The organism is Sandaracinobacteroides hominis, from assembly GCF_016464365.1.
Lineage (GTDB): Bacteria > Pseudomonadota > Alphaproteobacteria > Sphingomonadales > Sphingomonadaceae > Sandaracinobacteroides > Sandaracinobacteroides hominis.
In genome coordinates this window covers 247,988-261,031 of record NZ_JADCUC010000001.1, presented here as the reverse complement: position 1 = coordinate 261,031, position 13,044 = coordinate 247,988, and the positions used below count along the sequence as shown (strand labels likewise).

12 protein-coding genes and 2 tRNA genes are annotated in these 13,044 nt (G+C 64.2%); 7 read left to right on the top strand and 7 right to left on the bottom strand.

Going from position 1 to position 13,044, the window contains the following annotated elements:
• Positions 1-22 precede the first annotated feature (22 nt).
• The gene (locus tag IM784_RS01385) at positions 23-1,027 is read right to left on the bottom strand and encodes a ligase-associated DNA damage response exonuclease (RefSeq protein WP_235976462.1); all 1,005 of its coding nucleotides are present in this window, start codon (positions 1,025-1,027) and stop codon (positions 23-25) included.
• A gap of 97 nt (positions 1,028-1,124) precedes the next feature.
• Between IM784_RS01385 and IM784_RS01380 the strand changes: the two genes are divergently transcribed.
• The 4 genes from IM784_RS01380 (at position 1,125) to IM784_RS01365 (ending at position 5,121) form a co-directional block, all read left to right on the top strand.
• Entirely contained in the window at positions 1,125-2,609 is a 1,485-nt protein-coding gene (locus tag IM784_RS01380; RefSeq protein WP_199553504.1) for an alpha/beta hydrolase, read from the top strand.
• Complete coding sequence (locus tag IM784_RS01375; RefSeq protein ID WP_199553503.1) at positions 2,606-4,027, top strand: alanine/glycine:cation symporter family protein; 1,422 nt, start codon at positions 2,606-2,608, stop codon at positions 4,025-4,027. The genes IM784_RS01380 and IM784_RS01375 overlap by 4 nt, the downstream gene beginning before the upstream one ends.
• Entirely contained in the window at positions 4,020-4,442 is a 423-nt protein-coding gene (locus IM784_RS01370; protein ID WP_199553502.1) for an OsmC family protein, read from the top strand. Before IM784_RS01375 ends, IM784_RS01370 begins: the two co-directional genes overlap by 8 nt.
• 109 nt (positions 4,443-4,551) lie before the next feature.
• A complete protein-coding gene (locus tag IM784_RS01365; RefSeq protein WP_199553501.1) occupies positions 4,552-5,121 on the top strand; it encodes a DUF2939 domain-containing protein in 570 nt (189 codons plus the stop codon).
• A gap of 11 nt (positions 5,122-5,132) precedes the next feature.
• Here IM784_RS01365 and IM784_RS01360 read toward each other — a convergent pair whose 3' ends face one another.
• Positions 5,133-5,336: a DUF2061 domain-containing protein gene (locus IM784_RS01360; protein ID WP_235976461.1), complete on the bottom strand. Its 204-nt coding sequence runs from the start codon at positions 5,334-5,336 to the stop codon at positions 5,133-5,135.
• Positions 5,337-5,513: 177 nt separating this feature from the next.
• Between IM784_RS01360 and IM784_RS01355 the strand changes: the two genes are divergently transcribed.
• Positions 5,514-5,951 carry a MarR family winged helix-turn-helix transcriptional regulator gene (locus IM784_RS01355; RefSeq protein WP_199553500.1) on the top strand — a complete coding sequence of 146 codons (438 nt, stop codon included), beginning with the start codon at positions 5,514-5,516 and terminating at the stop codon, positions 5,949-5,951.
• 21 nt (positions 5,952-5,972) lie between these two features.
• Here IM784_RS01355 and IM784_RS01350 read toward each other — a convergent pair.
• The 3 genes from IM784_RS01350 to IM784_RS01340 all read right to left on the bottom strand — a co-directional run bounded on the left by IM784_RS01350 (position 5,973) and on the right by IM784_RS01340 (position 9,834).
• Positions 5,973-6,057 (bottom strand) — tRNA-Leu (locus IM784_RS01350).
• 103 nt (positions 6,058-6,160) lie between these two features.
• A complete protein-coding gene (locus IM784_RS01345) occupies positions 6,161-9,502 on the bottom strand; it encodes a TonB-dependent receptor (RefSeq protein WP_199553499.1) in 3,342 nt (1,113 codons plus the stop codon).
• Between the two features lie 257 nt (positions 9,503-9,759).
• A tRNA-Val gene (locus tag IM784_RS01340) sits at positions 9,760-9,834 on the bottom strand.
• Between the two features lie 83 nt (positions 9,835-9,917).
• Between IM784_RS01340 and IM784_RS01335 the strand changes: the two genes are divergently transcribed.
• Positions 9,918-11,108, top strand: a complete 1,191-nt coding sequence (locus tag IM784_RS01335; RefSeq protein ID WP_199553498.1) for a serine hydrolase domain-containing protein — start codon at positions 9,918-9,920, stop codon at positions 11,106-11,108.
• A 3-nt stretch (positions 11,109-11,111) separates the two neighbouring features.
• Here IM784_RS01335 and IM784_RS01330 read toward each other — a convergent pair whose 3' ends face one another.
• Positions 11,112-11,396: a YciI family protein gene (locus IM784_RS01330; RefSeq protein ID WP_199553497.1), complete on the bottom strand. Its 285-nt coding sequence runs from the start codon at positions 11,394-11,396 to the stop codon at positions 11,112-11,114.
• A 221-nt stretch (positions 11,397-11,617) separates the two neighbouring features.
• Here IM784_RS01330 and rpmB point away from each other — a divergent pair, with 221 nt between their 5' ends.
• The gene (gene rpmB, locus IM784_RS01325; protein ID WP_199553496.1) at positions 11,618-11,926 is read left to right on the top strand and encodes a 50S ribosomal protein L28; all 309 of its coding nucleotides are present in this window, start codon (positions 11,618-11,620) and stop codon (positions 11,924-11,926) included.
• Between the two features lie 5 nt (positions 11,927-11,931).
• On the opposite strand, the gene IM784_RS01320 is transcribed toward rpmB, so the two are convergent.
• Positions 11,932-12,948 (bottom strand): esterase-like activity of phytase family protein, encoded by a 1,017-nt coding sequence (locus tag IM784_RS01320; RefSeq protein WP_199553495.1) that lies wholly within the window; start codon positions 12,946-12,948, stop codon positions 11,932-11,934.
• Positions 12,949-13,044 lie beyond the last annotated feature (96 nt).

Below are 13,044 nucleotides of genomic sequence, written 5' to 3'. Positions count from 1 at the left end.
TCGGCGTCATCTTTCGGGGCGCTCATTCAGCCTCGTCCTCTCGGCCGACGAGGTGCAGGGCGCGGGCCTTCAGCTGGTGCATCTCGCACCAGTGGATGAGCGCGTCGTCGCGGCCGTGCGTCACCCACAGCTCCTTGGGCCGCAGCTCCAGGATGGTGGCGGTCAGCTCGTCCCAATCGGCGTGATCGGAAATCACCAGCGGCAGCTCGACGGCGCGCTGGCGGGCGCGGGCGCGCACGCGCATCCAGCCCGATGCCATGGCGGTGATGGGATCCGGCAGGCGGCGGCTCCAGCGGTCAGCAAGCGCGGAGGGCGGAGCCATCACTACCCTGCCCTTCAGCTCTTCCGCCGTCGCGTCTGCCACCAGCCGCAGCTCGCCGAGGTCAATGCCGTGCTGCTGATAGAGCTGCATCAGCCGCTGCATCGCGCCGTGCAGATAGATCGGCTGGCTGTGGCCGGCGGCCCGCAGCAGCGCCACCACGCGCTGCGCCTTCCCCAGCGCATAGGCGCCGATCAGCAGGCAGCGGTCGGGGTTGGCGGCCAGCATCTCCAACGCGCGGGCCACCTCCGCCTCGGCCGGCGGGTGGCGGAAGACCGGCAGCGCGAAGGTCGCCTCGGTCACGAAGATGTCGCAGGGGACCGGCTCGAACGGCGCGCAGGTTGGGTCGGCGCGGCGCTTGTAGTCGCCCGAGACGACGACCACTGCGCCGTCCTTTTCCAATCGCACCTGCGCCGACCCCAGCACATGCCCGGCCGGGTGCAGGCTGATCCGGATGCCGCCCAGCTCGAATGGCTGGCCATAACCCAGCGGATGGCCGCCGGACTGACTGCCATAACGTTCAGCCATGATGTCGAGCGTGGGAGCCGTTGCCCAGACTTTGGCATGACCGCCGCGGGCATGATCGGAATGGCCGTGGGTGACGATGGCGCGCGCCACGGCGTGCGACGGATCGATCCACGCATCGGCGGTGGGCAGATACAGCCCGTCGGGGCGGGGCTGGACCCAGTTCAGCACATCGGGCGCCATGCCGCAAAGATAGGGTGCCTGCCGGCAAAGCTCCAGCTTTCGCGGCGATCGCATGAAAGCGCTTTCGCCGGCAGCGACTTGTCGGCTACGCAAGCGCATGTCCTTCGTCATAGCCACGGTCAAATATGTGCTGGTTGGAGCGCTGCTGCTTCTGGCCGCCGTCTTTCTGGTACGCGCGGTGCAATCGCTGCGCGGGCCTGAGCTGCAGCCCTGGCACCGGCTGGTGCCCCCCGAGCCGTCTGCGGACGAGATCGACGCGATGGACTGGACACAGTGGCTGAAGGCGGAAGACGCGGCTTTTCGCTTTGTCGAAACCGACGTGCAGGCCGTGCTGCCAAAGCATCAGCAGGTTCCGCAGAACCGCTATTGGTCTGGCTCGCCGCTGAACCCTGCCAACCTGCGCCGCAACTGGAACCGCAGCTTCACGCTGGATCCGGTGGGGCAACCGCAGGGCGCAGTGGTGCTGCTGCACGGCCTTACCGACGGCCCCTATAGCCTGCGCCATGTTGGGGAACTGTACCAGCAGCGCGGCTGGACCGTGGTGGCTATCCGCATGCCGGGCCATGGCACGGTGCCCGCCGGCCTGACCAAGGCGGGTGCCGAACAATGGCAGGCGGCGACGCGGCTTGCCGTGCGCGAAGCAATGCGGCGCGCGCCGGGCAAGCCGCTGCACATCGCCGGCTATTCCAACGGTGCGGCGCTGGCGATGATCCACACGCTGGATGCCACCGAGAATCCGGCGCTGGGTGCGCCGCAGCAGGTGGTGCTGGTCTCGCCGATGATCGGCCTGACGCGCTTTGCGCGCTTTGCCGGGCTGGCAGCGATGCCTTCGGTGTTCCCGGCCTTTGTAAAGGCGGCCTGGCTGGATATCGTTCCGGAATATAATCCGTTCAAATACAATAGCTTCCCTGTGAAGGCCGGGGCTGAATCGCACCGCGTTACAGTGATACTGGGCGAGAAGATCGAGGCCGCGCGCGCAAGCGGTCGGATGAGCCGTCTGCCGCCCATCCTGACCTTCCAGTCGGTTGTCGATTCCACCGTCAGCGCGCCTGCCGTCGTGGACAATCTCTATGCGCATCTGCCAGCCAACGGTTCGGAGCTGGTATTGTTCGACATCAACCGCGCCGCCTATGTCGGGCCGATGGTGCGCGAGTCCGCGCAGACCGCGCTGGATCGGCTGCGGCCGGCGGCCGGGCACCGCTATCGGCTGAGCGTGGTGGCGAATGTGGCGCCGGGCGATGCCGCAACGGTCGTGCGCAGCTATGCGCCGGGATCGTCGGAAGCAGTCGATGAACCGATCGGCATTCCCTATCGGCGCGATTTCTTCTCGCTGGGGCATGTCGCCCTGCCCTTCCCGCTGTCGGACGGGCTTTATGGCGCTGATCCCTCCCCCGACGACCCGCAAGGAGTGGCGCTGGGGGCGCTGGCGACGCGCGGCGAGAATGGCGTGCTGGCGATTTCGCCCGCCAGCCTTGCGCGCGTCAGCTCCAACCCCTTCCTGCCCTGGATGCTGGGCCGTATCGAAGCGAAGCTTTCACCCGCACCAGTAACCGCCACACCTGCCCCGACCGGAGCCCAATGAGCGCCATTGAAGTCATCGACGCCGCGATCGACCGGCTGTCCTCTTTCGTCTTCTTCACCGTTTCCGTCGGCGGCATCGACATCCAGCTGATCGTCCTGTGGCTTGCCTTTGCGATGGTGTTCATAACCTTCTGGCTGGGAGTCCCGCAGGTTCGCGGTTTCTCGGAAGCGTGGCGTATTCTGCGCGGTCGCTATTTCGATCCGGACGCGCCTGGCGAAGTCACCCAATTCGCGGCGCTGTCAACGGCGCTGTCGGGCACGATAGGCCTTGGCAATATCGCCGGCATCGGTGTGGCGCTGACCGTGGGCGGGCCGGGCGCCATCTTCTGGATGTTCATCATCGGCATCTTTGCCATGGGCCTGAAATGCGCCGAGGTGACGCTGGGGCTGATGTATCGCGAGATCCTGCCCGGCGGGCGGGTAAAGGGCGGCGCCTGGGTGACGATGGAGCGCGGGCTTGGCTCGCTGGGCTGGCCAAGGCTGGGGCGTGGGCTGGGGCTGTTTTATGCGCTGCTGATGATTGGCGGATCGCTGTCGCTGTTTCAGGTGAACCAGGCTTACCCGCCGATGGCCGAGCAGCTGGGTTTCGATAACCGCCTGGCGTTCGGAATCGTCTTTGCGGTGATGGTGGCGCTGGTGCTGCTGGGCTCCATCCGCTGGATCGGCAGGGCCACATCGGTTCTGGTTCCCGCCATGTCGTTCATCTTCATGGCGGGCTGCCTGTCGATCATCTTCTTCAACCTGGAACGGGTGCCGGGCGCCATCGGGCTCATCGTTTCCGAGGCGTTCAACACGCAGAGCGTGTTCGGCGGCATGCTGGGCGCCTTTGTCACCGGTATGCGACGGGCGATCTACAGCTGCGAAGCGGGGCTTGGCACCGCGGTTGCCGCGCACGCGCAGGCAAAGACGCGGCACCCGGCGTCCGAGGGGCTGGTCGCGCTGATCGAGCCCTTCATGGACACGGTGGTGATGTGCACCATTACCGGCATCGCCTTTGTCGTTGCCGATACCTGGAACCCGGCGACCAATGGCGGGCTGGAAGGTGTCGCCATCGCTACCGCGGCCTTTGCAACCATTTCCGCCTGGTTCCCGATGTTGTTGGCTGTGGCCGTGTTCCTGTTTGCCTATGCAACGGTGATCGCCAACGGCTTCTATGCGGCGGAAGCGTTCCAGCATCTGGTCGGCCATGGCCGGCGGCGGGAATTCTTCATCAAGCTCGCCTTCTGCTGCATCCTGCCGCTGGGGGCGATCCTGGAGCTGGGCAAGATCGTGGACTTCGTGGATTCGGTCTATTTCCTGATGGCGATCCCCAATATCATCGCCGTCTATATGCTGGCGAAGCCGCTGCGGGCCGAAATGAACAAGTATCTGGCGTGGCGCAGGCAGGTGGAACTGCAGGGAGCGGAACAGAATGGCTGACGAGCTGACCACCGCAGAAGTCCGGGAAACGGGCAACGGCGCCTATCAGGTGGAGATTGCGGTTTCCGGCTATGCGCTGACCGGCGATGAACCCGTCAGCTTCGGCGGCGGCGGCACCGGGCCGGCGCCGATGGATTTCCTCACCTCGGCGCTGGGCGAATGCACGGCGATGACGGTGCGCTGGTATGCGTTGCAGCAGAAGTGGCCGCTGGAGCATGTTGCCGTGACGCTTACGCACCGGAAGGGCGGTGCAGGCGCCAGCAGCGCGCGACAGGATGTCTTTACCAAGACGATTACCCTCACCGGCGATGCGCTGACCGCCGAGCAGCGGCAAAAGCTTCTGGAGATTGCCGCCAAATGCCCGATTCAGCGCGTGCTGGAAGGCACCCCGCTGATCCACACGCTGGCAGGCTGACCCCCCAGGCAATTCGCCCAGTTCCTGCTCGAATTCGTTCAGCACTGGTTTGGATTGGCGCGACTATTGGCCGATCATTCGCTCATAGGCGCCAAGGTCTCCTCCCATCATGACTCTCACCCGCCGCATGCTTCGGCACGCGCTTCTTCTTGTTGCTGCGATCGTCGCGATTTTCATTGTGGCCTTCGGCTGCTGGTACGCAACTTCACCGCGCTATACCTTGACGCAGATGCAGGCGGCCGCCGTCGATGGCAATGCTGGCGCCTTTGCCGCGCATGTCGATTTCCCGTCGCTGCGCGCTTCGCTGAAATCGGAACTGCGCGCGCGGCTTTATACCCAGGCCGGCGATGCGCCGGCCAGCTCGTTGAAGGTGCTGGGCATCGGCATGGCGCTGGGATTTGTCGATCAGATGGTGGACAGCGCGGTTTCGCCGGAAAGCGTAGGGGTGGCCCTGGCGTCGGTTGGTGCGGCCGGAAACTGGGTAGGCCCCATCGGGCTGCAAAGCCTGTCGGTGCTGGGCATTCCGGAGCATCGCATCACCCGGCTTGGCTTCGATCATTTCGAGGTAACGCGGCCGGACGGCAGCGGCCCTGCGCTTGTCTTTGCGCGCGACGGGCTTTCCTGGCGGCTTGCAGCCATGCGCCTGAACGAGCCGAAGCCGGACTATCCGGCTGCCTAGGGCGTGAACGCCTAAACAGCTGGCTCCGGCTCTGCTCCGCGGGATTTCCGTTCCCAGACCATGTCGTGGAAATAGAAGACGAAGGCCTGCACGGATGGCTCCAGCAGGCCGATGGCGAGGGCCGCCTTCAGATTGCCGGTCAGCGCCCATGCGACGCTGACGGCCACGCTGATGTGGACCACCCAATAGCTGGCCGTCTTTGCCAGTCGGCGCATATTGCCTCTTCCTTGCCAGTCGCCCGCAACCATCCCGAGCGGCACATGGCAAGATGATATGTCGGTGAGGGATCGGCAAGATGATATTGCGAATAATTCTCATTCAATCGATCGATCACCGGATGTTGACTGGTTCGGCGCCTGACAATAGCAGTTGGGATATCCACGGAGGCGCTTTTGCTGACTGCGGCCGAACGCTCGCTCTATGATCTTCTGGTTCGCCTGTCGGGCGTGGAGCAGCTTGGCCGGGCGCGGATCGAGGCCGCCCTGCCCCCCGGCTTGACGCTCGCCCAGCTTGGGGTGCTTGGCCTGCTGGTGAAGGAGGAGAAGGGCAGCGGCCCGCTGGAGCTTGCGCGCAGCTTCGGCGTCACCAAGCAGACCATGACGACAACGGTAGCCCGCCTGCAGAGATCAGGGCTGGTGGATGTCTGCCGGAACCCGGCCGACGGGCGTGGAAAGCTGGTGACGATCACCTGGGAAGGCGCTGCCGTTCAGCGATCCTGCATGGAACGGCTCGGCCCGTCGCTGGCGATTACCGCCGACCGCATGCCGCTTGATCTCGCCGACAGGCTGGGGCGTGTGCTGGAAGAACTGGAGCAGATACTCGCCGCGTGATGCGGCATTGTGCCTTTCCGTTGGTACCCCCGGCCGGAATCGAACCGGCAAGCCTTGCGGCATCCGATTTTGAGTCGGACGCGTCTACCAATTCCGCCACAGGGGCAACGGAAGGCGCCTGCTAGCCGCCTCGCCGGAAAAAGGGAAGCAGGTACAAAAGAAAAGGGCGGCCGCTCGCGCGACCGCCCCGTTTCTCAGCTGATTGACGGTCAGAGCCCGTTGAAGCTGAGGCGGACGCCCAGCCGGACCTGCCAGAGCGAGTAGTTGTTGTACTGCGTAAGCGAGGGGTTCCGCACGTTGGAGTAGACATACTTCGTGCAGGGTGTGCCCGTGCTGGCGCCACCGACGCAGCTCACGCTCGCCACGTTCGCCAGATAGGGGAAGGCTACTTGCCGCAGCGAGTTCCAGTCCTTGTTGATCAGGTTCAGGAAGTTCTCGACGTCGGCGAACACCTGCACCTTGCCACCGAACACGAACGGGATTTCCTGGCTGATTCGGATGTCCATCTTGTTGAACCGCGGCGACTTGCCGATGTTCTTCGGCGCGATCTTGCCCTGATAGCCGTTCAGCACGCTGCCTTGCACCAGTGCCTGCATGGCTTCGAACGCCTGCTGTGCAGACTGCGTCGACGTGGCGCCATATTGCACGTTCGGGTCGGCGCCAATGCTGGAGACGTCGGGCACGTACAGCAGATAGCGGTCGTTCTGGCCGGTGGTGCCGAACACTGCCGAGCGGCTCGAGGTGGAGTCCTGGAAGGTGTAGCTGTAGCGCTGGCCGGACACCGAGTTGAAGAACAGGTCGATGCGGCTCAGGTTGTCGCCGAACAGTTCGCTCTGGTAGCCGGCATTCAGGCGGATAGCGCTGTCGCGCTGGTAGTTGGAGATGCCGTAGGCGCTCTGGTTCGGATCGCTGGCGGCTGCCTGACCGAAGCTGGAACCTGCTGTCGACGAGGTTGCCGGGCTGACGTCGCGGACCCGCTGCCAAGTGTAGGCGCCGCTGATCGAGAAGCCATTGGTCCAGTATTTGTCAAAGCGACCGATGAGGTTCCAGCTGTAGCCGCGATCAGTGTTCGTCAGCAGCAGATCCTGGTTGCCCGAGGCGGCGCCACCACCCAGCTGCATGTAGCGGGGGCGGCCATCCGGCAGCGTACCCTGCACCGAGTTGGTCACCGAACGCAGGTCGGTCCAGGTGAGGGCCGACTTCACGCGCGACCAGATGACGTCTGCGCCGAACTGCCAGTCATCGCCCAGCGGGCCAAGGTCGGCTTCATAGTCGACGGTTCCGGCCAGGCGCCACTGCGACGGCAGCTCCAGGTTCGGATCGATGGCGTTGGTAGTCGCCAGCGAAGAGCCGCCCGTCTGCAGACGCGTGAGCAGGTCGCTCGGGACGCCGGTGCCGCCGGTGACGTTGTTCAGCGTCTGGGCGCCAAGGGCCTGGATTTCCGCGGGCGTCAGGCCGGTGAGGCCGGCGATGGTGAAGGTGCCGTTGGCGGCGCGGGAAACAGTGGCGGTCGCAAGCAGTGGCCCCGGGTTGGAGTAGCTGTTCGAAATCCAGACGCTCGGGCTGCCACCGGCGAATAGGCCGGCCGTCAGCTTCGTGCTCAGGCGGTCGTTGGCGCGATAGTTCACGTTGAAGCGCGGCTGCAGTATGCCGCGCCCATTCAGCGTGCTGTTGTTGGCAAAACCATAGCGGTTGAAGAAGGCCTGGTTGAACACCGGGCGGTTGCTCGCCTGATAGAGATCGTAGCGCACGCCATACATGACCGAAAGGTCAGGGTTGACGTCCCACATATCCTGCACGCCGAAGGTCCAGGTGATGCTGTCGAACAAGGCCCGGACATCGTTGATGTCACCGCTCGTGGGCGTCGAGACGACGAGCTGGTTGGCACGCTGTGCTTGCAGATCCGCGATCGAATCGAAGCGCCAGTTGCCCGATACGTTCTGGGCGAAGAGGTTGTTGAACTCCTGCTCGCGGCGCTCGACGATGACCTTCACGTCATGGTCGTTCTTGCGCAGCCGGGCCTGGAATTCGAGACCAAGGGTCTGCACGAACAGTTCATTGGCCTGACGCGAAACGTCCGGGCCGAACTGGATGCGGCCGATGTTCTGCGGGCAGTTCGGGGTGGGGGCGCCGACGGTGGCGTTGTCGACTAGGCAGACCTGGAACTGGCCGAAGTCGCGGCCGTTGTACGGCACCTGCAGACGCTTGTAATCGTTGTAGCTGGCGCGGATCTGGGTCGAGAAGGTGTCCGTCCAGTCGGAATTGAACTGGGCAACGCCATAATGGTTGATCGAGCCCTGCGAATAGTTGTTCGACTGCAGCGCCAGCGTCGGGTTGGTGGCGTTCGCCTGGTTGGTGCTGGTCTGGCCAGCGAGCAGGTCGCCGTTGGCGTAGATGTAGGTCAGCGCCAGGCGGTGCTTTTCGGTGATGTTCCAGTCGATCTTGGCTGCCAGCTTCTTGTCGTTCTCGGGAACGGAAGTGGCGACGTCCAGCGTATCATAGCTGTAGACGGAGTCGGAGATCTGCTGGATCTGGTCTACCCGGGCACGGGTTACGGCGTTCAGCGTCGTGCTGAAATCCTCGCCGGCGGGGCCGACATCGGCTGGCGAGGTGTTCTTGGTCTGCTCGTAGGTGACGGCGAAGAACAGCTTGTCCTTGATGATCGGGCCGGTGGCCTGCACGCCCCAGATCTTCGAGTCGAAATCGCGCTTGACGCGGGTGTCGCGGCTGCGGCTGCCGGCCATGCCGTCGTTGGTGAAGCTGTAGAAGCCGGTGAAGTCATAGTCGTTGCCGCCGGACTTCAGAACGGTGTTCACGGCACCGCCCTGGAAGTTGCCCTGCTGGATGTCGGCGGGGGCTACTTCGACGGAGAACTGGCCGATGGCGTCCAGCGGAACAGGGCCGCGTGCCGAGGCGAGGCCGCCTGCCTCCAGCCCGAACGGGTCGCCGAAGCCGATGCCGTCGACGGTGATGCGGTTGAAGCGGTTGTTCTGACCGGCGATCGAGATGGCGCCTGTCCCATTGGTGGGATCGAGCTGCACGAACGGGCTGCGGTTGGCGAGGCTGCGGATGTCGCGGTTGACGCTGGCGACGCCGGCAATGTCTTCGGCGTTGAGCAGCGTGGCGGGGCCGGTGCCGATGGCGATCGAGGAGGTGGCGCGTGCCGCCGTCACTTCGATCGTCGCGCCTTCCGAGACCAGCACCACGGCGATCCGCTGCGGCTGGCCGGCGGACACGCTGGAAATGGTTGCCTTGGCCTCTTCGAAGCCGGGGGCCGTCACGACAATGTCGAACGGGCCGCCGATGCGGAGGTTGGCGGCGTTGAAGGTACCGCCTGCGCCGGTGGAGGTAACCGTCTGCGTGCCGGACGGCGTGTGGACGATGGTGACGGTGGCGCCGGCGAGCGGAGCACCGTTTTCGTCCTGCACGTCGCCCCGGATGGTCCCGGCAACTTCCTGCGCATAGGCGGACGTCGCGGCCAGCGCGAGGACGGAAGCGGAAGCGCCGAGGCGGAGACCTGCCCAGACGAAAGACGTTAGCCTGAGTGACATAAGAGCAAAATTCCTTTTGGCAGTTAGACTGACAGCGCTCGCCCGGGCAGTTCCCGGATTCAGCAACAGTTAACGCGAATCGAATGGCAGCAACGGCTTGACGCTCCGTTGGCGTCGCAATGACGGGCTTATATGACAGTTTTGTTGCAGTTGAAGGGCTCAGCCATGAAGCTTGCGGCCAGTACGCAGGATGTCCGGCGGCTGTTGCTGCACTGCAACAGGTTGCCGTTGCGTAAGCCGCGGAAATTGTCGTGGAATGGTGGGCGGTGAGGGTTTCGAACCCCCGACCCTCTCGGTGTAAACGAGATGCTCTACCGCTGAGCTAACCGCCCGCCTGAAACCTGCGCCGTAACGCCTCTTGTCACTTTGCGGCGCCCTGCTACGCAATTGCGCAGACGGATGCAAAGGGAGAGTCATGCCGCTTGATCGCGAACGCCTTGGCAAGATCGATGACTTTCTGAAATCCGCCTATCTCGACCCCGGCCGCCTGCCCTGCGCCGTGCTCAAGGTGCTCCACAAGGGCGAGACGGTGCACAGTTCCGTACAGGGCATGGCCGATGTCGCCGCCGGGCGGCTGGTTGCCGAGGATACGATCTTCCGCATCTATTCGATGACGAAGCCCATTACCTCCATCGCCATCATGATGCTGGTGGAAGAGGGAAAGCTGCAGATCGACGATCCGGTGCACCGCTATATTCCCGCCTGGAAGGACCTGAAGGTCTATCAGGGCGGCACGCTGAAGACGGGCTGGAAGACCGCCCCCCCGGCACGGCCGATGCAGGTGATCGACCTGCTGCGCCACACGGCCGGGCTGACCTATGGCTTCCAGCTGAATACCAACGTCGACGCCGCCTATCGCCGGCTGGGAATTGGCGAGATCGAGAAGACCGACATCACGCTGGAGCGGATGATCGAGCTGCTGGGGCAGCTGCCGCTGGAATTCTCGCCCGGCGACTTCTGGAACTATTCGGTCGCCACCGACGTGCTTGGCTGGCTGGTGCAGGTGGTTTCGGGCCAGCCGTTCGAGCAATTTCTGGCGCAGCGCATCTTCGGGCCGCTGGGGATGACGGAAACCGGTTTCAGCGTGCGCGACGGCCAGGCACACCGGCTGGCCACCTGTTATCAGCCTTCGCGCACCGGCGGCATGGATGTGCAGGATCAGGCGGAGACGTCGCCGTTCCTGAAGCCGCCTGCCTTCATATCCGGCGGTGGCGGGCTGGTTTCGACGGCGGCGGACTATCTGAAATTCGCCGAGGCGCTGCGCACCGGCACTCCGAGACTGGTGGGGCGCAAGACGCTGGAGCTGATGACGGCCAACCACCTGCCCGACGGCAAATCGTTGCCGCAACTGTCGCGCTCGGCCTTTTCCGAGGCGGCGTATGACGGCGTCGGATTCGGCCTTGGCTTTGCAGTGACCACCGCCGTCCACAAGACGATGGTTGCCGGCAACAACGGCGATTATTTCTGGGGGGGAGCCGCCTCCACCTTTTTCTGGATCGATCCGGAAGAGGATCTGACGGTGCTGTTCCTCACCCAGCTGATCCCGTCGTCGACCTATCCGGTGCGGCGGCAGCTGCGCAGCATGATCTACGCTGCGGTGGAATAGCCTTCAGGGCCGGGGAAAGACCTGCCGCCAGGCGGTGACCGCCACGCTGGCGAACAGGCCGGCGCGGGCATAGGGGTCCTCTGCTGCAAAGGCGACGGCCGCGCGGCGATCCGGGAACTCCATCAGCAGCATGGAACCGATGGGCAAGCCTTCGTCGTCCAGCAGCGGCCCGGCGACCAGCACTTGCTCGATCGCCGATTCCAGATAGGCGAGATGCTGCTCCCGAGTGGAGGCGCGCAGCTCACGCTGCTGCGGCTTGTCTATGCAATGGATGGCGTAAACGGGCACTTTGGTTTATTGGCACGGCAGGTAAGGCTGGTCTACCCGGCATGCGTAGATTTGGTTCTGTGCGTCTGTTTGCAGTGCGCGAGGGGGTTTAACGGGGTTTATTGCCCCCGGATTATCTGCATTCACTTGACGATATGGGTCGCGGCAGCTATGGCCCCCGCTCGTTTTCGGCGGGGTCAGCCCGGCCAACAGCATGATTTCAGCCTTTAAGGACACGTCACATGTCGCGCGTTTGCGAGCTCACCGGCAAGGGTCGTCAAGTCGGCCACAATGTCAGCCACGCCAACAACAAGACGAAGCGCACCTTCCTGCCCAACCTGCAGAACGTGACGCTGATGTCGGAAGCGCTGGGCCGCTCTGTGCGCCTGCGCGTCTCCACGCATGGCCTGCGTTCGGTCGAGCATGTCGGCGGCCTGGATAACTGGCTGTTGAAGACCAGCAGCGAAGATCTCAGCCTGCGCGCCCGTCGCCTGAAGCGCGACGTTTCCAAGGTGTCGGAGGCCAAGAAGGCTTCGGAAGCTGCCGCCTGAGCCAATCACTTTTCCGGCAGCAGCTCGAACTTCAGCAAGATGGTTCGCTGCAACGGAATGAAGTTATTGTCTGACAGCATGTAGACGAATCGGCGCTCGCCTTCCTTGCGGACGGCGAGCGCTTCCATATTGTCGACCGTATAGGGCGCCGCCAGCCGCGCCAATTCGCGTGGGACATCGCCCGGAACGCCCGGCCTCCCCTCGCTCAGCACCACGGTGAACCCCGTCAGCAGCCCCACGCGCCGGTGCAGCACCAGCATCGTATCGCCGTCCAGCTGGTCCATCGCCGACGGCGAGTGCCCGTCGGGGTTCTGCCAATCGAAGGTCAGGATCGACTGGCCGCGCTCGCTGGAGAATCCCATCCGTCCGCCGGTCTTGCCGGGCGCCTCCTCGGATATCGCGACAATTCGGTCGCCGTTCGTCGCCACTGCCTCCATCCCACCATTTCGCGGCCAGTCCTTCGCGACGTCTGGAACGAACTCCAGATCCGGCGCGGTCGCCAGCGTTTCAGGTGTGCAGGCCGTCAGTCCGGGATAACGTTCCCCGCGATGCCGCTGTTCGAAGAATACCCAGGTGGCGCCGTCAGCGGTTCGCGCCAGCGATTCCGCATCCGCGTCGACCTTGCTGGTGCGCGCGTTGCCCTTGTCATCCAGCAAGGGTGCAATCCAGGCCGACCGGATGCCCCGCAGCAAGTCTCCCTCTTCCAGCGTCTCCAGCGCCACCCAAATTCCAGTGTCGCTGACCACAAGAAGCCGATTGCACGCGGGCTCCCACAGCATCCCGGACAGTCCGCCAAAGCGGATGTCGCTGGAGCTGAGGTCGATGCCGCCGAGATAGCGCAGACGGCCGACGCGGTCCGCCGAAGGATCGGAACGGTTGAGCGGAACCGTCACCGCCCTGATATCCAGCGGCGCGACGCCTCCGGACCCCAATGGAGGGCCGGCTGCATAGGCGGCTGCCAGTGCGCCCGCTGCAAAGGCAGGCAATCCCAGGCCACGCGCGATCCATTTCCACATCGGCATCAGTCTAAACCCTTCAGCTGGGTTTCCAATCGATACCCGGCTTTCCAACGGATGAATGAGGACTTCAGATTGTTGCAAGCGCTAATCATGCAACCT

Bases quoted from the DNA above. Each gene is read 5' to 3' on its own strand.
- rpmB (WP_199553496.1), top strand. From the start codon at position 11,618: ATGTCGCGCGTTTGCGAGCTCACCGGCAAGGGTCGTCAAGTCGGCCAC.
- IM784_RS01345 (WP_199553499.1), bottom strand. From the start codon at position 9,502: ATGTCACTCAGGCTAACGTCTTTCGTCTGGGCAGGTCTCCGCCTCGGC.
- IM784_RS01370 (WP_199553502.1), top strand. From the start codon at position 4,020: ATGGCTGACGAGCTGACCACCGCAGAAGTCCGGGAAACGGGCAACGGC.
- IM784_RS01360 (WP_235976461.1), bottom strand. From the start codon at position 5,336: ATGCGCCGACTGGCAAAGACGGCCAGCTATTGGGTGGTCCACATCAGC.
- IM784_RS01320 (WP_199553495.1), bottom strand. From the start codon at position 12,948: ATGCCGATGTGGAAATGGATCGCGCGTGGCCTGGGATTGCCTGCCTTT.
- IM784_RS01335 (WP_199553498.1), top strand. From the start codon at position 9,918: ATGCCGCTTGATCGCGAACGCCTTGGCAAGATCGATGACTTTCTGAAA.
- IM784_RS01385 (WP_235976462.1), bottom strand. From the start codon at position 1,027: ATGGCGCCCGATGTGCTGAACTGGGTCCAGCCCCGCCCCGACGGGCTG.
- IM784_RS01380 (WP_199553504.1), top strand. From the start codon at position 1,125: ATGTCCTTCGTCATAGCCACGGTCAAATATGTGCTGGTTGGAGCGCTG.
- IM784_RS01375 (WP_199553503.1), top strand. From the start codon at position 2,606: ATGAGCGCCATTGAAGTCATCGACGCCGCGATCGACCGGCTGTCCTCT.
- IM784_RS01365 (WP_199553501.1), top strand. From the start codon at position 4,552: ATGACTCTCACCCGCCGCATGCTTCGGCACGCGCTTCTTCTTGTTGCT.